This window comes from Streptomyces sp. NPDC014991 (genome assembly GCF_043080665.1).
GTDB lineage: Bacteria > Actinomycetota > Actinomycetes > Streptomycetales > Streptomycetaceae > Streptomyces.
Genome location: NZ_JBIBVY010000003.1, coordinates 464266 through 485392, shown reverse-complemented (window position 1 = coordinate 485392; position 21127 = coordinate 464266). Strand labels below are relative to the sequence as shown.

The following is a 21127-nucleotide window of genomic DNA, read 5'->3' as shown; positions in this document are numbered from 1 at the left end:
CGGGGAGGTGAACCCGCTGCGCGGGGTCCGGGGGCCTACTGCCGGACGGGCGACGAGACCCGGTACAGCCGGCGGAGTTCCTCTTCGAGCTTCTTGACCTCGTCCAGCCGGGGCCGGCTCTTCGGTGCGAACAGGCCGTCCTTCTCCCAGCGGTCCGGGTCCAGGCTCAGCGCCGACACGTTCAGCCAGCCACGGGAGCGGACGGCGTCGAGGTGCTCGGGCAGCGCGTCCTCCAGGGCCAGATAGAACAGGACATGAGCCAGTTCCTCGATGCGGTCGATGCCGTCGCGGATGCTCACCAGCACCTGGCCGAAGGCCGGCGTCTCGGTGTCGTCGGCGGGCAGGTTCTGCACGAAGAGCCGGGCGAGGGTCGGCAGGTCGTCGAAGTAGTCGATGTAGTCGAACTCGAAGACGCCCCGGTAGCTCTTCGACCATGCCTTGAGCAGGTTCATGATGGCGCCCTGGGTGGCCACCACGGGGGCGCCGAGCGCGCTGAGCGTCGTACTCGCGGACTCGTCCAGGTACGTCTTGCCGTAGAACTGCGGGTCGGAGAACGCCCACCCCACGTAGTAGTCCCAGATCGTCTTCAGGGACATGATCACCGGGTTGTCGTGGAAGGCGTACGAGCCCTGGATGTTCTGGGTGAGTCCCTCGGCCAGGGACAGGAACCACCGGTTGGCGTAGCGGACGAAGTCCGCCTGGAAGGACCCCGCCCGGTCCCGGCCGATCATCTCGGTCACGAACCCGTTGGCGTAGCCGATCAGGTTCGAGCCCACCGAGTAGTACGGGTCCGCGAAGACCGCGGCGTCGCCGACGCACGCCCACCGGTCGTGGGAGAACACCTGATGGGAGGAGTGGCTGTAGTTCTTCAGGACCCGGAAGTCGAGTACCGGCAGTTCGCGGATGGCGGGGTCGAAGCCGGGGACGCGGTCGACCACGAAGTCGATGGCCTTCTCGATCCGGTTGTACTTGGTGACCGGATGGAGTTCGTCGCTCACGACGATGCCGACACTGGTGTGGTTCGGGGCCAGCGGGATGGCCCACACCCAGCCGCCCTCGAACATGTAGTGGTTGGTGGAATGCCATCGGGGCTCGTCCGCGCGGTCGTGCCAGGCCGTCTTGTCCGGCGCCACCAGCTCGTCGGTGTCCAGGCGTCCTTCGAGCCGGAACCAGACGGAGTTGTGCGGCTTGGGATACCGCTTGGTGAGCCCCAGCTTGCGCTGGAGCAGCCGGTGCCGGCCGGTGGCGTCGACGACCCAGCGGCAGGTGACGGTGGTCGTCTCCGTGCTGCCCTCGTCGTCGCTCTGGTACGTCACCCGGTGCGGGGCGTCCTGCTCGCCCAGCTCGATGTCCAGAACGCGTACGCCCTGGGTGAGTTGGGCCCCGGCGCCGGCCGCGACCACCCGCAGGTGCTCCTCCAGGGAGCCACGGTTGAGCTGGTAGGACTTCGCCGGCAGGAACCGCTTGACGCCGAACTCGGACTCCAGGTGGAAGTCGGGGCGGTCGCCGTAGAAGTAGCGCAGACCGAGCTTCTCCAGCTGGTGTTCCTCGAGGTAGTCCCGTATGCCGACGACCGCGGCGAAGTAGTGCGCGCCCACCTCGACCGTCGATTCGCCCACCTTGAACGCGGACAGGGGAATGGGCGAACGCTCGCGTTCGCACACGAGGACGCTGAGCGTGGGACAGGCGTCCTTGAGCTGCTTGGCGAGGCAGAGCCCGGCCAGGCCACCGCCCGCGATGACCACGTCGTGGTCGACGCCCGTGAACTCCGTGACCATGGAATCAGTACCGCCCTGTCCGCTCAAGGTTTACCCACTTCGCTGTTCTGCCGGCTCTCGATGACGAGAGCCAGGCTCCGAATGGTTCTGCCCGTATAGGGATCCGAGTTGTCCAGCTGGACCCCCAGGCTCTCCTCCACGTCGGCGACGAGGTCCATCACGCTGAGGGAGTCCCCGCCGAGTTCGAAGAAGTCGTCGTCCAGGCCCACTCCGAGAGGCGCGAAGATCTTCCGCCAGATCGCGAGGAGTGCGGATTCGACGGGTGACGCCGGCTCGGGCGCCGGGCCTGCCGGAGAGGTCGCGTCGGCGTACAGCGCGGCGAGGGCCGCTTCGTCCACCTTGCCGTGCGCGGTGACGGGCACGGCGTCGACCGGGATGATCGCCGACGGGACCATGTAGTCCGGCAGGCTCTCCCGCGCCGTCGCCCGCAGCCGTTCGACGTCGCTCGCCGTGGGGCCGACGACGAAGGCGATCAGGCGGGGCGTCGCCGAGGTGACGTCGCGGCGCAGCAGGACGACGTGGTCGACCGAGTCGTCCTTCGTGAGGGCCTCGGCCACGTCACCCAGCTCGACGCGCCGGCCCCGGATCTTCACCTGCTGGTCCCTGCGCTCCACGAACTGGAGATTTCCGTCCTCGTGCACCCGGACGATGTCACCGGTCCGGTAGACGCGCTTTCCGCCGAAAAGCGGTGACGAGGGGACGAAGAAGCTTTTCTCGCTCAGTTCCGGATCACCCAGGTAGCCGCGGGCCAGGCGGGCTCCGGCAAGATACAGTTCGCCCGTGCCACCCGGTTCCACCGGCTCTCCGTCCTCACCCACCACGAAAGCGTCGGTGTGGTCGATGGGCTTTCCGATGAGCACGTGCGGTTCCGAGGCGTCGAGCGGGTGGACCGTGGAGCACACGGAATTCTCGGAGGGGCCGTATTCGTTGAGGAGTTTCACGTCGGGAAGCCGGGAGAAATGTTCACGGACGAGGCTGGAGGTGAACCATTCCCCGGCGATCGTGATGCTCCGCAGCGCCTTGGTCGATGGTGCGCCCATGCCGGCGAGGAGGCGGCTGTAGAGCGCCGGGGTGATGAGGAAGTGCGAGACCTCCCGCCGTTCCATCAGGCCGACGAGATAGCGCCGGTCCGTGATGCGGTCCCGGGCGGGCAGCAGGAGTCGCGCTCCGGAGGTGAGGGCACAGAAGGTGTCGGCCACGGAGCTGTCGAACGAGGGCCGCGGCATGGCGAGCGTCGTGTCGTGCGGTCCGAACCCGTAGTAGGAGTTGCGCCAGGTCAGCGTCTTGACGATGGCGTGGTGCTCGACAGCTGTCGCCTTGGGTGTCCCGGTCGTGCCCGAGGTGTGGATCACGTACGCGAGGTCCGTGGGCGTCGACAGCGGTGCCGGGTCGGTGTCCGGGGTGTCGAGGGTGGCGCTCATCACGTCCGTCACGAAGAGCGCGCCGTCGAAGAACGCGGCACCCGCCGCGGCGGAGGACTCGACGAGCAGCGCCCGGGGCGACGTGTTCTCGATGATGCGGTGCGTCACGGCCGGCGGGTTGTCCGGATCCAGCGCGACATAGGCGCCGCCGGCCTTGAGTGCGGCGAGCATGCCGATGACCACGCTCGGCGGATGCCGTACGAGAATGGCCACCCGGTCGTCCGGGGCGACTCCGGCGGTGTCGCGCAGGTAGTGCGCCAGCTTGTTGGCTCTGCGGTTCAGTTCGCCGTAGCTGATGCATTCGCCCTCGTACTCCAGGGCGATATTATCGGGAGCTTTTCGGACGCTTTCCTCGAAAAACTGGTGCAGGGTCCCCGGTTTGTCGGGTGCTATCGCCACATGTTCCCCCTGTGCGAATACCGTGAATCCTCGACCTCGGCAGCTTATCCGTCGTCAATCGAACACTCAAGGGGGACTTCTCTGCATTGCGCGTCCGCCGGGGCGGATGAACCGGGCCATTCCCCTGATGACCGAACTAGACATCGAGCGCGCCGGCGAGCGCGCTGATCGTCGCGGTCGTCGAGTTCTGCGGGAAGAAGTGCCCGCCGGGTACCGCCGCGAGCCGGAAGGGGCCGGCGCACAGCGCGCGCCACGTGGCCGCCACGTCGGCCGTCACGTCGGGATCCTCGTCCCCGTACAGCGCGGTGACGGGTGTGGTCAGGCGTGGTCCGTCGAGCGGTGGGCGGAAGGAGGCGTGCGCGGTGAGATCCGCGCGCAGCACGGGGAAGAACCGTTCCCTGAACGCCGGCCGGTCGAGTCCCGCGGGGTTCGCTCCGAGACGCTTCCAGAGCAGCTCGATCTCGTGGTCGTCCCCGGGGGCCCGGGGGGTCGCCGGCCCGGGTGCTCCGGCCGCGAGCACCACGAGGTGGGCCGGCGGGCGCCCCAGTCGGGTCAGCCGGAGCGCCGACGCGTAGGCCAGGCACGCCCCGAAGCTGTGCCCGGCCAGGATCAGCGGCTGCGGTAGCGCCAGGACGGCCGGCACGACGTCCGCGACGAGGTCGGGCACGGAGTCCAGCAGGGCCTCGCGTCCGCGCGCCTCCCGCCCGGGCGGGACATGGGCGTAGAGGTCGATCCCGTCGGGCAGCGCGCGCCGCCAGGCGGCGTAGGCCGTCGCCCCTCCCCCGGCGTGCGGGAAGCAGACGAGGCTGGCGCGGCGAGCCGGGTCTCCCGCCTCGCCCGGCGGACCGAAGCGGTGCAGGGACACGCTGCTGGGACCGGGAATGTTCTGCATGTGCACACCACCCAAGAGGATCCACGACGAGTACTGCGTGAGGGGCGTCCGGTTCGTGACGAGGCGCGCGACGGCCTGCGTGTCACGGCCTCCGGGGTGGCGTCCGGCGGCGTCTGGTGCCAGCAGCCATGACCTCACGTACCCGTGGTGCGGCAGTGGGCGTCTGGTGTGCTGGCACGGCGCTCCCTTGAGAGGTGGACGGGGCCGACGTGGTACCCGGGCTCGCGGCTCGTCCTGTCCCGGCCGGGCCGGGAGGACGGTGACGTGGGGGTCGTTGCGGTATGCGGCCTGGCCCCGGGCGACGTGTGCACTGGCGTGCGTCGGCGGCGAACCGCCTGTGTGACGTGTGTCTGGGTGAGCCCCGCCTTGTGGCTTCCATGTCTATCACAGTCCACCGATCATGGACCTGACTATTTTGCGCCACGGTGGCGCGGGATCGTCGCCGGTGCGACCACCCTCGCGAGCGGTGCGTACGCGGCGTGTGCGCGGCGCGGGAGCGGGGTGAAGACGTGCGTTCCGGACAGCGTTCCCGGCGGGTCGGTGGCCGCACGGTACGCGGTGGCCGTACCACCGGGCGGGACTCCCCCGCGCCGTCGGGTGGACGGCGGCGGGCCCCGGCGGTGCGACACCGCCGGGGCCCGCCGCGCGGGAGCGCGCAGTTCGGTGGCCGGTCAGTCCGCGCCGGACTCCATCGCGGCGCGGTCCAGCATCTCGTCACCGGCGGCGGCCTCGCCGCGGGAGGCGATGACCTCGGCGCCGCCCTCCGGCATGCTGCCGATCAGTCCGGTCGCGGCTGCCTGGGCGGCGCCGATGGCGGGATGGCCGGTGCCGATGAGGCCGAGTCCCGCGTACTGCTCCAGGCGTGCGCGGGAGTCCGCGATGTCCAGATTGCGCATCGTGAGCTGGCCGATGCGGTCGGAGGGGCCGAACGCGGAGTCCTCGGTGCGCTCCATGGACAGCTTGTCCGGGTGGTAGCTGAACGCCGGGCCGGTGGTGTCGAGGAGCGAGTAGTCCTCGCCGCGCCGCAGCCGCAGGGTCACCTCGCCGGTGACGGCGGCGCCGACCCAGCGTTGCAGCGACTCGCGGACCATCAGCGCCTGCGGGTCCAGCCAGCGGCCCTCGTAGAGCAGCCGGCCGAGGCGGCGGCCCTCGTTGTGGTACTGGGCGACGGTGTCCTCGTTGTGGATCGCGTTGATGAGGCGCTCGTAGGCGATGTGCAGCAGGGCCATGCCGGGGGCCTCGTAGATGCCGCGGCTCTTGGCCTCGATGATCCGGTTCTCGATCTGGTCCGACATGCCGAGACCGTGGCGGCCCCCGATGGCGTTGACCTCCATGACCAGTTCGACCGGCGAGGCGAACTCCTTGCCGTTGACGGTCACCGGACGGCCCTGGTCGAAGCCGATGGTCACGTCCTCGGGGGCGATCTCGACCTCGGGGTCCCAGTGCCGGACACCCATGATCGGTTCGACGGTCTCGACGCCGGTGTCCAGGTGCTCCAGGGTCTTGGCCTCGTGGGTGGCGCCCCAGATGTTGGCGTCGGTGGAGTACGCCTTCTCCGTGCTGTCGCGGTAGGGCAGCCCGTGGGCGAGCAGCCACTCGGACATCTCCTTGCGGCCGCCCAGCTCGGTCACGAAGCCGGTGTCGAGCCAGGGCTTGTAGATCCGCAGGTGCGGGTTGGCGAGCAGACCGTAGCGGTAGAACCGCTCGATGTCGTTGCCCTTGAAGGTGGAGCCGTCGCCCCAGATCTGCACGTCGTCCTCGAGCATGGCCCGCACCAGCAGGGTGCCGGTGACGGCGCGGCCGAGGGGCGTGGTGTTGAAGTAGACGCGCCCGCCCGAGCGGATGTGGAACGCGCCGCAGGCCAGAGCGGCCAGGCCCTCCTCGACGAGGGCCGCCCGGCAGTCGACCAGGCGCGCCACCTCGGCGCCGTAGCTGGTCGCGCGGCCGGGCACCGAGGCGATGTCGGGCTCGTCGTACTGGCCGATGTCGGCGGTGTAGGTGCACGGGATGGCGCCCTTGTCGCGCATCCATGCGACGGCGACCGACGTGTCGAGGCCGCCGGAGAAGGCGATGCCGACGCGCTCGCCGACCGGAAGGGAAGTGAGGACCTTGGACATAGGAAGAGTATGCAAGATTCCACATCATCATGCAGACCCCGGGGGGTGATACTCGGCGCACGTGTGCTGAACCATAAGCACATGGCAGGCAAATCGTCACAATCAGGTCTGGTGTGATCGCTGACGGTGTTCGTCCTCTTTTTCTTCGGCTTCCACGTGACCACGGTCCGCGACGCCGCGCGGTGACGGCCCACGGGCGGCACGGCGGTCAGCGAGTCGATCTCCGGCGGCGCCGGTGCGGATGTCGTTGCCGAGAGGGTGCATAGGATCGCCGGCGTGGCGCTGCGACCTGTTCAGGTGAACATAAAGGCTCTTGACGGCTCGGCGGTCGGCCGGTTCTGGGCGGAGTCGCTCGGCTGGAGTGTCTTCAGACCCGGTGTGACCACCTATGTCGCACCCGCCGGCGGCATGGTCTGGCCGCACCCGGTCGCCGTCTGCATCGACGTCGTTCCCGTCCCGGAACCCAGGACGACGACGAAGAACCGGGTGCACCTCGATCTCGCCACCACCTCTGCCGCCCACCAGGCGGAGCTGGTGACACGCCTCCAGGCTCTCGGTGCGACGCCCGCCGACGTGGGCCAGGGCGAAGTGCCGTGGACGGTCCTCGCCGACCCGGAGGGCAACGAGTTCTGCGTGCTGGAGCCTCGGGACACATACCGGGACACCGGGCCGATCGCCCGGGTGGTGGTCGACTGCGCGGATCCGCGGGCCATGGCCCGGTTCTGGGGTGAGGCGATGGACTGGACCCTGCATGAGGTGACCGACGATCACGCGGTGTTGCGCTCCGCCAAGGGTGTCGGCCCGTATCTCGAGTTCCTCCGCACGCCCGGCGTGAAGGCCGTGCCGGACCGCGTCCATCTCGACCTGCTGCCGTACCCCGGTGACGACAAGGCGGCGGAGGTGGCCCGGCTGCGGGCCCTCGGCGCCACGGACCTCGACCTCGGCCAGGGCGACGTCCCGTGGACGTGCCTGGCGGACCCGGAGGGCCACGAGTTCTGCGTCCTCGCCCCGTCCTGACGCGGGCCCTTGACGGCTCCGGAACACGTGTGTGACCACGGGGAACGAGGACGGTCCCAGGCACCGGCCGACACCTGTTGACGGTTCGAGCCGCTTGGAGTTCCTCCCCCGGCCCGGCACGGGCGGGGAGGCCGGCCACCACTAGGGCGTGGGCCGGAGGCCGAGGAAGTCCAGTACCCGGCGCCAGGTCAGTTCGGCCGCGGCCGGGTCGTGGTCGGGCAGCCCGGGGTCGGTGTACAAGTGGCCGGCGCCCGGATAGCGGAAGACCTTCAGGTCGACGCGTCTCTCCCGGGCCGCCCGGTGCAGCGCGGCGACGCGCTCGGGTGGTGCGAAGTCGTCCGGTTCAGCGGCGTGCAGCTGCACCCGGAGACCCGGCCGGGCGGACGCGGGAAGGTCGGCGGTGGCGTGCAGGAGGAGGACGCCGGCGGCGGCGGGACGTTCGGGCCAGACCTCGCCGACCACACCTGCGCCCATGGAGACACCGGTGAGCACCGTCTCGTCCGGCATGCCGCCGAGGGACTGCCGGGCGCGACGGGCCACCGTTGCCCAGCCGATCCGGTCGAGCAGCCGGAACCCCTGGTCGAGGGTGGCCGCGGTCGCGCCGTCGAAGAGGTCGGGTGAGACGACCGCGTGCCCGGCGCGACGCAGTCGCTCGGCGGCGAGCAGGTCGACCGGGCGCAGTCCGAGAACCGAGTGGAACCACGCGATGTGCACCATGGCGTCATGGTGCCGTACGGCGGACTCCGGACCGCCGCGTCCGCCTGCCGCAGCGCGCCGGGCCGCTGTGCGGCGGGGACCCGGGACGCCCGGGGGTGAACGGGGCGGTTCCGAAGGCGTAGGGGACGTCCCGGGTGGCACCGCTCCGTTCGCCCCGGCAGGTCAGGTCGTGGCAGGCACGTCGGTGGTGTGCGGGCGGGCCCGTCTCCTGGACGCTTCGCAGGTCGTGGTGGGTGCGTGGCGTTCGGGTCGTACCGGTCGACGTAGCGCGGTACCCCACCTCCGCACACCTCGCACCGCACCGCAGGCGGCGTCCTGCCAGGCCGGTGCCCGGACGGGACCACGGGTGCCCGCCCGCGTGCCGCCGGGGTCGCCCGGCCGCCGCGGTGGTCCGGGCCGCCGGGGTTGTCCGACCCGCCCGCCCGGTGGAGTGCGTGGCCGGGCCGTCCGCCGGACGGTCGCGCCCGAACCGTCCGAGGCGCCTGTGCGCGCAGGGACAACCCCTCGTGCGCCGGTGGGCGCATCCGGCCGCCCGGTCCCCTGCATGCTCGCGACTGCTGCCCGGGCCGACGGGCGCGAGGAGAGGAACGAAAGTGGGCGAACGGGCCGGCGAGACCGTCCTCGGTGTCATGGGCCGCCGCGTCCCGGGGCGTTCTCCGCGTGGCGTCGCGGGGCGGCTGCGTCCCGGAGGGACCATGCGGGGGCGGGATCCCGGGGAACCGCACCGGACCGCCACGTCCCTGGAGCTCCTCTTCGACCTGTGCTTCGTCATCGCCGTGGCGGAGGCCTCCCGGAGCCTGAGCAGCGCGGTGGCCGACGGGCACGCCACCTCCGGCGCCCTGCGCTTCACGCTCGTCTTCTTCACGGTCTGGTGGGCGTGGATGAACCTGACCTGGTTCGCCTCCGCGTACGACCCGGACGACGTGCCGTACCGGCTGACGGTGCTCGCGCAGATCACCGGGTCACTCGTGCTGGCCGCCGGGGTGGCCCAGGCCTTCCAGGACGGTGACCTGCGCATCATCACCCTGGGGTACGCGGTCCTGCGGACGACCCTGGCCGCCCTGTGGCTGCGGGCCGCACGGTCGGATCCGGACCGGCGCCGGACCGCGCTGCGCTTCGCCGCCGGGGTGACGCTCTGCCAACTGGGATGGGTCGGACTGCTGTTCCTCCCGGCGCAGGTCCGGTTGCCCGCGGTCCTGGTGATGATCGCCGGCGAGCTGGCGGTTCCCGTGTGGGCGCAGTCGGCGGGGATGACCCCCTGGCATCCGCGGCACATCGCCGAGCGCTACGAGTCGTTCGTCCTCATCGTGCTCGGCGAGTCCGTCGCCGCCGCCACCGGCGCGGTCCGTGACGCGGCCGGCCGGCACCGCGACTCCGGTGCGCTGTCCCTGCTGGCGGCGGGGGGCCTGCTCATGGTCTTCGCCATGTGGTGGCTGTACTTCGCCCGGCCCGCGCACACGATCCTCGCCACGACGCACCGAGCGGCCCGCCGGAGGTTCGTCTGGGCGTACGGCCATTTCCCGGTCTTCGCCGCGGCCGCGGCCGAGGGCGCCGGCCTGGCCGCGTACGCCGCGCTGACGCGGCGCCACGGTGACGCGGTGCCGCTGGCCGCGCGTGCCGCGGTCACCGTGCCGGTGGCGGTGTTCCTGTTCGCGGTGTGGGCCGTGCACGTACGCCCGCACCGGCGGGGCCGCATCGAGCAGTCCGCGTTCCCCGCCGTCGCCGTCGCGGTGCCTGCGGCCGCCTTCACGCCGGCACCCGCGCTCGTCGCCGGCCTGCTGTGCGCGGCCCTCGTCGTCGTGGTCACCAGGGCCGACCGGGCGTCGTGCACGGGGAGGCCAGGGGGAGTGCGCTCGCAGGAAGGACGCCACGCCGAGAGTGCCTAGCTTCGAGGGCGGGGCCGACGCGACCACGCTGACATGCGGGGACACGACGCGTCGGCCGGTCCGTGCCGCGACGCGCACACGCCGTCTTCACAGGAGGGGGTTCCAGGGTGCCGAAGACGCCGGTCGGCGGGTTGGCCGCACAGGCCGAAGCCGATGCGTCGGCACGCGGACCTGGCGGTGCCGTCCGAGGACTACGCCGCCTCGTCCGAGCCGGTCGTCCCCCCGTCGAGTCGCTCCTCACGGTCACCGGCGGCCGGATCGTGTACGCCGTCGCCGAATGCGAGGCGCCGGACGGAGAACTGCCGCCCGTCACCCCGGCCGGAGCACGGTCGCCCGCCAGTGCGGCTACCGGGCGTCCCGGCCCGGCGCGGCCGGCGCCCGCCGGGCCCGGTCGCTCGGCGAGGCCGTGGCCGCATCCGCGAGGCACCGGGCGTGGCGCGTCACGCGCGGCCCACCTCCGGGCGACGTCGCGGCCGGCACGGACATCCCCTGCGACCTGCTTCGTCCACCGAACTCCCGGAAGGGGCCGGGCTTTCGAGCCGCCCCTTCCGGGCTCCCACCCGCCGGCACCGTCCACCGGACGGCGCCCTCCCACGGCACGGACAGCGGTCCGCGCCGTTCCCTGCCCGGAAAGGCCCACCCGCATGGTCGACATCGCCGACGTCACGCCCGCTCCCAGCCCCGACCTGCTCACCCCGGACAACTGCGCCGTGCTGTTCGTGGACCACCAGCCGCAGATGTTCTTCGGCACCGGCAGCGGTGACCGTACCGCCATCATCAACGCCACCCTGGGCCTGGCCGGGGCCGCCAAGGCCTTCGACGTCCCGGTCGTGCTGAGCACCGTGGCCGCCGAGTCCTTCTCCGGCCCGATCATGCCCGCGCTCGCGGACGTCTTTCCCGACCGGAGGATCATCGACCGCACCAGCATGAACGCCTGGGAGGACGCCGCCTTCGTCGAGGCCGTCAAGGCCACCAGCCGGCCCAAGCTCGTCATTGCCGGTCTGTGGACCGAGGTCTGCGTGGTGCTGCCCACCCTGTCCGCGCTCGCCCAGGGCTACGAGGTCTACGTCGTCACCGACGCGTCCGGCGGCGTCAGCCCCCAGGCGCACGAACACGCCGTGCAGCGCATGATCCAGGCCGGCGCCGTCCCCGTCACCTGGGTGCAGGTGCTGCTGGAGCTCCAGCGCGACTGGGCCCGCACGGAGACCTACGCCGCCGTGACGGACGTCGTGAAGGAGCACGGCGGCGCCTACGGCCTCGGCATCGTCTACGCCCAGGCCGTCATCGGCGCCCACGCGGCCGGCTGACCCGCCACACCGACACGTCAGGAACAGGCAGGAGAAGATGAACACGGGACTGCTGGTGCTCCGGCTGGTGGTGGGACTGCTCATCGCCGGGCACGGGGTACAGAAGGTGAGTTTCCATCTGGGCGGCCACGGTCTGGCGGGCGGCACCGAGGAGTTCCGCCACGACGGATTCCGCGGCGGCCGGCTCACCGCCGTGGTCGCCGGGACCAGCCAGATCGGGGCCGGCCTGTTCCTGACCACCGGGCTGCTCACGCCCCTGGCGGCGACGGCCGCCATGGGCGTGATGACGGTCGCGGGCACCGTCAAACGTGTCCACGGCCTGTGGGTGCAGAACGACGGCTACGAATACCCGCTCGTCCTCGTCGCCGCCTGCGCCGCGCTCGCCCTCACCGGGCCCGGCCGCTGGTCCCTCGACCACGCGTTCGGACTCACTCCCTGGCCGGTGTGGATCGTCCTCCCGGCGCTGGTGACCGGCCCGACCAGCGGCCTGCTCACCCGGGCGGTCCTGCACCGCGCCCCGGCCCCGATCCGAGGAGTCCCGCATGCGCAAACTGCTGACTGACGCCGCGCGTACGCTCGTACCGCCCGCCGGGGACCGGCACGGGCCGCTGCCCCCGCTGCTGCTCACCCTGACGCTGGTCACCGGCCTGGTCGACGCCGTCAGCTATCTGGCGCTCGACCACGTCTTCGTCGCCAACATGACCGGCAACGTCGTCTTCCTGGGCTTCGCTCTCGGCGGTGCGGCGAACCTGTCGGCGCTCGCCTCCCTCACCGCCATCGCCTCCTTCCTGTCCGGCGCCCTCGCCGGAGGGGGACTCGGCACCCGGTTCGCGGCGCACCGCGGGCATCTGCTGAGGACGGCCACCGGGGCCCAGGCGGTGCTGGTGGCGGCGGCCGTCGTCGTCGCCGCGAGCACGGACGGCCGGGTCACGGCCGGCGTCCAGTACGCGCTCATCGTCTTCCTGGGGGTCGCGATGGGGTGTCAGAACGCCGTGGCCCGGCGGCTGGGCGTCCCGGACCTCACCACCACCGTGCTGACGTTGACGCTGACGGGACTGGCCGCGGACTCCACGCCGGCCGGCGGCGAGGCCCCCCGGCCCGGCCGCCGGATCCTGTCCGTCCTTGCCATGTTCGCCGGTGCCCTGGCCGGGGCCCTGCTGCTGCGCCACGGCCATCTGGTCCTGACCCTGGGCCTGGCGCTGGCGCTGCTGGCGGCCACGTCCGTCACGGCGCACCGGCTCTCCGCCGCGGATGCCGGCTGGGTCCGCCCCTGACCTGCCCGCCGACGTCCCCGGGCCACCGGCCACCGCCGGGCCGGCCCCCGGCGTCTTCGCGGTGCGGTGGCGATGCGCTGCCCCTGCGGTGTACGCCGGCCCGCCCCGTCGACCGGAGGCAGGCGGACCGGCGGACGCGGGCGGTTCACACGGCCGGGGCGGGGCCGTGACCGCCGGCGCGGGCCATGCCCTGGGCGACGGCCTCCCGGATCATCGCCGCGACGGCCTCCGGCTGGGACAGCACGACGGCGTGCGAGGCGTCCAGCACGTGTTCGGTGGCTGTCATGCGCTGGGCCATGAACCGCTGGGCGGAGGGGCTGAGCATCCGGTCGGCGGTGGCGACGGCGTACCACGACGGCGTACAGGCCCACCCCGGCAGGCCGGACCGTTCGGTCAACGCCCGCCTGATGAGGGGACGTTGGGCGGCGGCCAGCAGGCGCGCGGCACGGGGCGCGAGGTCGCCGGCGTACACCTGCGCGAACCGTTCCGCCCGGATGTACAGCTCGCCTCCGGCCGTGACGGTGGCGTCCGCCACCGGGGTCGGGACGAAGCGGCGGAGCACGTCCTGGACGCACTCTCCGGCGTCGAGGCCGAACGCCGCGACGTAGCACAGCGCCAGCACGCCGTCGCACGCGGTGGCCTGGGTGATGACCGCGCCACCGTAGCCGTGGCCGACCAGGACGACCGGGCCGGCGGCCCGGTGCAGGAGGGCCTGGAGACAAGCGGCGTCGTGCGCCAGCCCGCGCAGCGGGTTCACGGGGGCGACCACGCCCAGCCCGGCGGCCCGCAGGTGGCCGATGACCCCGCTCCAGCAGGAGGCGTCGGCGAACGCCCCGTGCACGAGCACCACGGTCGGCGGTACGGCGGTGCGTCCGTGCATGTCGGTGGCCTCCGGCTGGGTTCGGTGGACCAGCCAAGCGCCGACGGCCGCGCCGCGCCTCGCGCGAACGTACCAACCGCGGCGCTCAGTTCTCGCGCAGGGCCGCCACCGTGTTGGCCAGCTGCACCCGGGAGTTGACCGACAGCTTGCGGAAGACGGACGTGAGGTGGGTGTTGACCGTGTGCGGGGAGACCACGAGTGTCTCGGCGGCCGACCGGTTGGTGTGGCCCTTCGCGATGAGACGCGCGACCTTCTTCTCCGAGGCGGTGAGCGCCTCCCAGCCCTGCACGGGGTGCGGCACGGCCTGCGCCCTGCGGCCGCCGCCCCCCGCGCGTTCCAGCAGCCGCAGCACGGCCGCTGCCGGGGCATGGGCGCCCGACTCGGCGTACAGGCCATGGGCCTGCGTCAGAGCGGTCGCCGCCTCGGCCTTCCGGCCCGCCGCCAGCAGGGCCGTCCCGAGGTCGGCGACCGCGGCGGCCCGGACGAGCGGGCGGGGGCCGGCCCGGAGCAGCGTCACCGCGTGTTCCAGCAGGCCCAGGTCGTTGCGGACCAGGCCCATGGCGTGCGACGCGACACCGGTGGCGGTGGGCACCGCCGGATTCCGTGCGGCGTGCGCCCCGGCCTGCGTGGCCAGGTCCTCGGCGAGCGCGTGGTCCGCCCCGCGCAGCGCTATGCGTACCGCCGCGTCGACCCAGTCGCGCAGCAGCCGCCAGCGCATGAACGGCCCCGTCCGCTGCACCCGCCGGATCGCCTCGACGGCCGGTGCGACGTCCCCGTCGGCGTCGGCGTGCACCGCTTCCAGGAAGTGGACCACGGCGGTGTTGCCGGGGTTCGGTTTCCTCGCCCGTCTCTCCCGCGCGGCCGCCAGGTGGTGGCGCGCGGTGTCCCGGTCGCCACGCAGCAGGGCCGTCCGGGAACGGACCACGCGCGCGTTGACCTGCTGGACGACGGCCTGTACGTCGTCCTCCAGCCGTTCCATCGTCACGAGGGCGGTCTCCGCGTCGTCGAGCCGGCCCAGCCCCAGGTGGTACTGGGCCTGAGCCCACTGGAGCATCGCCTGCCGGGGTGAGCCCGCGTCGTCCGCCGCGCGCAGCAACAGCCGTTCACCGCAGGCGAAGTCGTCCAGGTGCAGGTGCGCGACGATCTCCTCGGGCAGGTAGGCGCCGTCGACGGCGCTGAGCGCGGCGAACCGTTTCAGCGCGACGGCGTTCTCGCCGGCGTTCTGCGCGATCTCGCCGAGCGCGGACAGGGCCAGCACATGGGCCTCCCGGTCCTGGGCCGCGACGGCGTCACGCAGAGCGTCCTCCCCGGCCGTGCGCGCCGCGGCCAGATCCTCTCCCCGGGACAGGGCCAGCGCCCGCAGCGCGGCCAGCCGTGCCGCCACCTCGGGGGCGACGCCCCCGACGGCCAGGGCGGCCTCGGTGCGGCGGCGCAGCTCGTCGGCGAGGTCCATGCTCCACAGTGCCCCGCCGAGGGCCGCCTGGATCCGGCCGAAGGCAGCCAGGGGCGGCCGGCAGGCCAGCAGCCGGTCGGCGGCGGCCAGCGCCTCCCGGTCCCGGCCGGCGCGGGTCAGGCAGACGATCGCCCGCTCCCCCACCACGAACCCCGACGGGCGCGGCGGCGGTACCAGGTCCAGCGCGTGCGTCATGAGGTCGGCCGCCAGCCCCGGGGTGACCGGCAGGACGTCGTCGGCGGCCCGGCGCAGCAGCGCGGCCGCTTCCTCGTCGCCGGGCAGGGCGCTTCTGAGGATGTGCGAGACGGCGTCGATCGGCCGGTGGCCGGCGGCGACGAGATGTCCGGCCGCCTCCCGGTGCAGCGCCTTGCGGGCCGACGGCGGGATGTCGACGTAGACCGCCTGGCGCAGCAGGTCGTGCCGGAACACCAGTTGGTCGCCCTCGTCGTCCAGGAGTCCGGCGCGGACCGCCTCCTGCAGGGCCCCCAGCAACGCGGCGGGCGGCCGGCCGCACAGGGCGGCGGCGGCATGGAAGGTGAAGCCGCGGCCCAGCACGGAGCCCATCTGCAGGAAGCGCAGCGTGTCGGGCCGCAGGGAGGCGAGTCTGCCGCGGACGCCCACGACGAGGCCCTCGGGCACGGGCTCGCCCGAGGGGTCGGCGGTGGGCAGGCCGGCGAGCATCTCGACGGCGAGGAACGGGTTGCCGCCGGCGCCTTCGAGCAGTTGCCGTACCCGGTCGTCGACGGCTGTGCCCAGGACGTCCCCGGCGAGTTGCCCGATGGCCGTGCCGGACAGCGGGCCCAGGGCGACCGTGACCGTGGTGAGTGCCTCGCGCGCGGCCGTGACGATCTCCTCCGGCGGCCCGCCGGGCCCCTGCCGCCTGGTCAGCGCCCACAGGACGGGCGAGGTCCGCAGACGGGCCGGCAGGTGTTTCAGGGCGAACCGGCTCAGCGGGTCGGCCCACTGGATGTCGTCCAGGGCGATCAGCACCGGGCCGCCGCGGGCTGTGGACTCGATCGCCTCCGCCAGCCGTTCCACGAGCCAGATCCGCTGGTCGTGGTTGCCGGCGAGGTCGGCGAAGGCGTCGCCGGGCAGCAGCGGCCGGTCGCCGTGCAGAAGGCTCGCCGCCAGCGACGACAGGGGCGCCATGTGGTGGAGTTCGTCGGCCTTTCCGACACCGGCCGCGAATCCGGCGGCGCGGGCCCTGGTGACGGCCTCGGCGAGCAGCGCGGTCTTCCCGATGCCCGCTTCGCCCTCGATCAGGACCAGCGCGCCGCTTCCGGCCCGGGCCACCTCCGCGATCAGGGCCCGCACCCTTTCCTGCTCCGCCTCCCGGCCGCGCAGACCGTCCCGGGACAGCGTTCCGTCCGCCGCCGTCACTCCTGCCTCTCCGTGTTCCGCGCCCGCCGGCCGAAGCCGGGGGCGCCCCGCGAGCGGTGCCTCCGCCTCCGTCGCGCCTGCTGCCGGTACCGGAGTACGGCTCCGGCCCCGGCGGACGACGCGCCGGGGACACTATGACAAGGAGCGACGGGTTTGCGCACGCCAGGACGGACGGCGCGTGCGCGGCGAGGGCGTACGGCGGGCAGCTCCCCGGGGCCCGCGCGGAATGCGGGTGACCGGCAGCCGGGGACGCGGTGCGGGCACTGCCGGGCGGCTCAGGACGGCGTGGGGTCCGTCTCCCCGGCGAGGACGGGGCGCGGCGGGGCCGGGGGCGGAAGCAGGTGCCGGTACGGCGGCAGGACACCCGGGGCCGTGCGGGGCGTGCGTGCCGGCGCGTCGCGCCGCTCGGCGGGGGACATCCGCGGGCGGCGCGGAAGACGCCGCTGAAGTGGCCCACCGGTGGTGCCGATCCCCGGGCGGCGTTCGGCCCGCGGACGGCCCGGCCGGGACCGCGGACACCGCCGTCACGCGTCCGCCGGGCGTCAGGACGCCCGGCGCTGCCGCCTGATCGGTTCCCCCACCCGGTGCAGATGGGTGAGGGCCTCGCGGTAGGACCGGATCAGTCCGGTCTCGTGGTACGGCACCCCGACCTCCGCGCAGTACGCGCGGACCAGGACCCGGGCCCGCCGCAGATGGGGCGTGGGCATGCTCGGGAACAGGTGGTGCTCGATCTGGTGGTTGAGCCCGCCGAGCAGTACGTCGGTGAGCCGGCCGCCGCGCACGTTGCGGGAGGTGAGGACCTGGCGGCGCAGGAAGTCGGGCTGTTCGTCACCGGTGAAGGTGGGCATGCCCTTGTGGTTCGGCGCGAAGGTGCAGCCGAGGTAGACGCCGAAGAGGGCCTGGTGCACGGCGAGGAACGCCACCGCCTTGCCCGGGCTGAGCACCAGGAACAGCGCGGCCAGGTAGCCGGCGATGTGCAGGAGGAGCAGAGTCCCCTCCAGCAGGCGGTTCTTGACGGCCGGCGAGCGCAGCGCCCGCACGCTCGCGACGTGCAGGTTGAGGCCCTCCAGCGTGAGCAGCGGGAAGAAGAGCAGCGCCTGGTGTCCGCCGATGATCCGGGCCGCGCCACGGCTGGAGCGGGCCTGCCCGGTGGACCACACGAGGATGTCAGGGGCCACGTCGGGGTCGAGTTCCTCGTGGTTGGGGTGGGTGTGGTGACGGGTGTGCTTGTTCATCCACCAGCCGTAGCTCATACCGATCCCGAGGTTGCCGAAGAGCCGGCCCCAGGTCTCGCTCGGCCGGCGCCGCCGGAAGACCTGGCGGTGGGCCAGGTCGTGGGCGGCCAGGGCGACCTGCCCGAACACCAGGGCCAGGAAGGCGGCCACGGCCAGCTGCCACCAGCTGTCGCCGAGCGCGAGGAACGTCCCCCAGCCGGCCGCCAGCAGCGCGATCACCGTACCGAGCCGTGCCGTGTAGTAGCCGGGGCGCCGCTCGAACAGACCTGCCGCGGCGATGCGTCGGGACAGCCGGGCGTAGTCGCTGCCGGCCTCGGAGCCGGGCGTACGGGTTCGGGCGGCGGGCGCTGCGGGCCCGGGGGAGGCATCGGTGGAAATCGTCATGCGGTCGAGTCTGCGCACGGCCGCCCGGGCGGAACAGCCTGCCAGTCACCCGGCCGGGCGGGGGGCTGCCACCACCCGGTTGCTGGAGTTTCCCCCACCCCGGCGCGCCGGTGTCCGGTTCGTGCGCGTGCTCAGTGCTCCGCGGGCAAGGGGTGTTCCCTGACGAAGTCGCGGATCTCGGTGACGAGGGCGCCGGGGTTGTCCAACTGGACCAGTGTGCGGGCGTCCGGGATCTCCACGTAGCGGGCGTCCGGGAGCAGTCGGGCCAGGCGGCGGCCGGTCTCGGGCGGCATCATGCGGTCCTCGGCGCCCCAGGCGACCAGGACCGGGCGGGTGAAGGAGGGAAAGTTCCGGGCCGCTTCCAGATAGCAGTCCCGGCGGGTGCTGCGCAGGAACCTGGCGAAGTCACGCCGGATGTGACGGTCGGTCAGCAACGGGCGGTACCAGCGGGCGATCAGTTCCTTCGGCAGCTGTTTCTTCGCCATTCCGCCGAGCGAGGTCTCCATGCGGGCGAGTAAGGGGAAGCGGAAGGACTGGATGAGCAGGAACAGCGCGCCGGGGATCCGGCAGGCCGCGGCCAGGAGCCGCCCCTGGGTGCCGGGCGGGTAGTTGTCGAGGGCCTCGCAGGAGGTGAGGACCAGTCGGGCGATGCGCTCGTCCCGTACGCCGAGCAGGAGCTGGGCCGTGCCGGTGTCGTTCTGCACGAGGGTGACGTCGCGCAGGTCCAGGCGGTCCATGAACTCGGCCAGGAGACCGGCGACGCCGTGCGCGGAGAGGTCCGCGTCGGGCCGCATGGGGCGCCGGTGGCTGCCGGTCGGCAGGACGGGGACCAGCACGCGGAAGCCGGGACGCAGCCCGGTGACGACGTCGGCCCAGACCGACTCGTCGAAGCCGAGGCCGGGAACCAGCACGACCACCGGGCCGTCACCGCCCGTGTCCTCGTAATCGACGGTTCCCGCGCTCAGTTCTGTCTCCGGCATACCCGTGCCTCCGGCCTGGTTCGTCGCCACCGATGTCATTGGATGGATCGAGCGATGACAAGGGTACGAGCCACCCCGAGGCCGGGCAGCGGGTCCGGGAGCCGGAACCGAGCCGTTCCTGCGCGCGGGGTACAGCGGCACCGGGAACGACGCACCGTTTCCCCGGCCCCCCACCACGGCGCGACCGTTCGTCCGCGGGGCCGCCGCCGGGCAGGCCCGCCGGAAGCGGTGGCACGCCCGTGCACGGATGTCCCGCACGAGCCGAGGGGCGGTTTCCGGGCCCGCGCAGTGCGACTGTCGCCGAAGCGCCCCGGAATTGTCCGTGATCCGTAACAGAGGGATCCCGTGATCGTCCGGGGCCGTCCTGCCAGGTGCACGGAACCCGTCGGCGCGGCGACGGGAGTCATCGACACGGCAGGGGGCGGACGACATGGCGCGGCACGTCGGGCGGGGATGGTACGGCCGGATGGTCACGGCGGCACTCGGGGTGACGGTGGTGGCCGCCGCCACCTCGGTGTGGACCGCGCAGGCCGGCCAGTCCGGTGGCGGCTCGGCCGGCCCGGGTGCCTCGGCCCGGCCCGCCGCGCCCACGGCGTCGCCCGTGTCCGCCGTCATCGCCCATGCCTCCGACCGTGGCGAGCACGGCGTGAACATCACCATCGACGACGGCCCGGACCCGGTCTGGACCCCGCGGGTGCTCCAGTTGCTTCGTGACAACGGCGTGAAGGCGACCTTCTGCATGGTCGGCACCCAGGCCGAGGCCCACCCGGAGCTGGTCAGGCAGGTGGTGGCCGCCGGGCACCGGCTGTGCGACCACACGGTCTCGCACGACACCACGATGGACACCAAGTCCCCGGCCTACCAGTCACGGCAGATCATGGACGCCGAACGGCAGATCACCAAGGCGTCCGGCGGGGTTCACCCGATGTACTACCGGGCTCCGGGCGGCGCCTTCACCCCGTACAGCCGGAAACTGGCGGCCTCGCACGGGATGCGTCCGCTCGGCTGGAACGTCGACTCCAAGGACTTCGAGCGGCCGGGCACGGACGCCGTCGTGGCCACCGTCAAGGGCGAGCTGGCGAACGGCCCCACGATCCTCTTCCACGACGCGGGCGGCGACCGCTCCCAGACCGTGGCAGCGCTGCGCACCCTGCTGCCCTGGCTGAAGCAGCAGGGCTACTCCTTCGGCTTCCCGGTGCGCTGACCCGACGCGAGTCCGGCCGGAAGACGCGAGGGAGTCGTCCCCGGACACCGGTGTGCGGCAGAACCGCTGGCCGGGCCGTCCGCGGTGCTGATAGGACAGGGCGACGCGAGAAGATGCCACCATCGTCGTCGACCGCGGGCAGTACCAGGACGCGGTGACCCCCTGGGAGCAGGAGGCCTGGCGTGCCGCGGCCCTCGGCTGGGTGGCCGAGGGGCTCACCGCGCACGGTCTGCGGGCGGCCGCCGGGTTCGAGGTGGCTGGACGTGCCGGCCGCCCGGACACACGGGCTGCCGGAGGTGTTCGACCACCTGCTCGCCGGGAACCCCGTGCTGGGTCCGGACGACCGCGCCCGGCTGGAGAAGCTCCGGCCGCGCCTCGCGGACTGGTGTGCCGAACTCGCCTCGCTGGGCGTCGCGGACAGCCTCGACCACGCCGACCTGCACGACGAGCAGGTGTTCCGGCCGGCCCCGGGCCGGTACACCTTCTTCGACCGGGGTGACGCCGCCGTCTCCCACCCGTTCCGCAGTCTGCGCGTCACCGCCGAACGGGCCCGCGACCGCTACGTCGACGCGTATCCGGAGCCCTGGACGGGCCGCGGCCGTACGGCGGCGCAGCTGCGGCGGGCGGCGGCGCTCGCCCGGCGGCTGAGCGTGCTGAGCCGGGCGGCGGCCTGGGGCCGGACGTTCCCCGGCACGTCCGGTGCGGGGCCGGGAGCGGCGCAGAGCGCCCGGTGGCTGCTGGAGCTGCTGACCGAGCCGCCGTTCCCGGCCGGCTGACCGCTCCCGGCGGCAGCGCGTGGGCCG

The 21127-nt window shown here is 73.0% G+C and carries 15 protein-coding genes and 1 pseudogene; 7 read left to right on the top strand and 9 right to left on the bottom strand.

Annotated elements, in window-relative coordinates; all coding sequences use genetic code 11:
- Positions 1-35: 35 nt before the first annotated feature.
- From ACF1BE_RS08470 to argG, 4 genes are all read right to left on the bottom strand, one after another.
- Entirely contained in the window at positions 36-1778 is a 1743-nt protein-coding gene (locus ACF1BE_RS08470; RefSeq protein ID WP_392198187.1) for an NAD(P)/FAD-dependent oxidoreductase, read from the bottom strand.
- Positions 1779-1801: 23 nt separating this feature from the next.
- Positions 1802-3598 (bottom strand): amino acid adenylation domain-containing protein, encoded by a 1797-nt coding sequence (locus tag ACF1BE_RS08465; RefSeq protein WP_392198186.1) that lies wholly within the window; start codon positions 3596-3598, stop codon positions 1802-1804.
- A 136-nt stretch (positions 3599-3734) separates the two neighbouring features.
- Positions 3735-4490 carry a thioesterase II family protein gene (locus ACF1BE_RS08460; RefSeq protein ID WP_392198185.1) on the bottom strand — a complete coding sequence of 252 codons (756 nt, stop codon included), beginning with the start codon at positions 4488-4490 and terminating at the stop codon, positions 3735-3737.
- A 671-nt stretch (positions 4491-5161) separates the two neighbouring features.
- Complete coding sequence (gene argG, locus ACF1BE_RS08455; protein WP_392198184.1) at positions 5162-6607, bottom strand: argininosuccinate synthase; 1446 nt, start codon at positions 6605-6607, stop codon at positions 5162-5164.
- Positions 6608-6883: 276 nt separating this feature from the next.
- Here argG and ACF1BE_RS08450 point away from each other — a divergent pair, with 276 nt between their 5' ends.
- Positions 6884-7624: a VOC family protein gene (locus ACF1BE_RS08450; RefSeq protein ID WP_392198183.1), complete on the top strand. Its 741-nt coding sequence runs from the start codon at positions 6884-6886 to the stop codon at positions 7622-7624.
- A 141-nt stretch (positions 7625-7765) separates the two neighbouring features.
- Here ACF1BE_RS08450 and ACF1BE_RS08445 read toward each other — a convergent pair whose 3' ends face one another.
- A complete protein-coding gene (locus tag ACF1BE_RS08445; RefSeq protein WP_392198182.1) occupies positions 7766-8341 on the bottom strand; it encodes a dienelactone hydrolase family protein in 576 nt (191 codons plus the stop codon).
- A 593-nt stretch (positions 8342-8934) separates the two neighbouring features.
- Here ACF1BE_RS08445 and ACF1BE_RS08440 point away from each other — a divergent pair.
- The 4 genes from ACF1BE_RS08440 to ACF1BE_RS08425 all read left to right on the top strand — a co-directional run bounded on the left by ACF1BE_RS08440 (position 8935) and on the right by ACF1BE_RS08425 (position 12808).
- Complete coding sequence (locus ACF1BE_RS08440; protein WP_392198181.1) at positions 8935-10227, top strand: low temperature requirement protein A; 1293 nt, start codon at positions 8935-8937, stop codon at positions 10225-10227.
- Between the two features lie 644 nt (positions 10228-10871).
- Complete coding sequence (locus ACF1BE_RS08435; protein WP_392198180.1) at positions 10872-11534, top strand: hydrolase; 663 nt, start codon at positions 10872-10874, stop codon at positions 11532-11534.
- 37 nt (positions 11535-11571) lie between these two features.
- Positions 11572-12096, top strand: coding sequence for a DoxX family protein (locus ACF1BE_RS08430; protein ID WP_392198179.1), 525 nt, complete (start codon positions 11572-11574; stop codon positions 12094-12096).
- Positions 12077-12808 carry a YoaK family protein gene (locus ACF1BE_RS08425; protein ID WP_392198178.1) on the top strand — a complete coding sequence of 244 codons (732 nt, stop codon included), beginning with the start codon at positions 12077-12079 and terminating at the stop codon, positions 12806-12808. Before ACF1BE_RS08430 ends, ACF1BE_RS08425 begins: the two co-directional genes overlap by 20 nt.
- 145 nt (positions 12809-12953) lie before the next feature.
- Here ACF1BE_RS08425 and ACF1BE_RS08420 read toward each other — a convergent pair whose 3' ends face one another.
- The 4 genes from ACF1BE_RS08420 to ACF1BE_RS08405 form a co-directional block, all read right to left on the bottom strand.
- Complete coding sequence (locus tag ACF1BE_RS08420) at positions 12954-13688, bottom strand: alpha/beta fold hydrolase (protein WP_392198177.1); 735 nt, start codon at positions 13686-13688, stop codon at positions 12954-12956.
- Between the two features lie 85 nt (positions 13689-13773).
- Entirely contained in the window at positions 13774-16521 is a 2748-nt protein-coding gene (locus tag ACF1BE_RS08415; RefSeq protein ID WP_392198176.1) for a helix-turn-helix transcriptional regulator, read from the bottom strand.
- Between the two features lie 542 nt (positions 16522-17063).
- Positions 17064-18140, bottom strand: coding sequence for a fatty acid desaturase family protein (locus ACF1BE_RS08410; protein WP_392198175.1), 1077 nt, complete (start codon positions 18138-18140; stop codon positions 17064-17066).
- A 131-nt stretch (positions 18141-18271) separates the two neighbouring features.
- Positions 18272-19120 (bottom strand): alpha/beta fold hydrolase, encoded by an 849-nt coding sequence (locus ACF1BE_RS08405; protein WP_392198174.1) that lies wholly within the window; start codon positions 19118-19120, stop codon positions 18272-18274.
- Positions 19121-19550: 430 nt separating this feature from the next.
- Here ACF1BE_RS08405 and ACF1BE_RS08400 point away from each other — a divergent pair, with 430 nt between their 5' ends.
- A complete protein-coding gene (locus tag ACF1BE_RS08400) occupies positions 19551-20324 on the top strand; it encodes a polysaccharide deacetylase family protein (protein WP_392198173.1) in 774 nt (257 codons plus the stop codon).
- Positions 20325-20445: 121 nt separating this feature from the next.
- Positions 20446-21100: pseudogene (locus tag ACF1BE_RS08395) on the top strand (hypothetical protein).
- Positions 21101-21127: the final 27 nt, after the last annotated feature.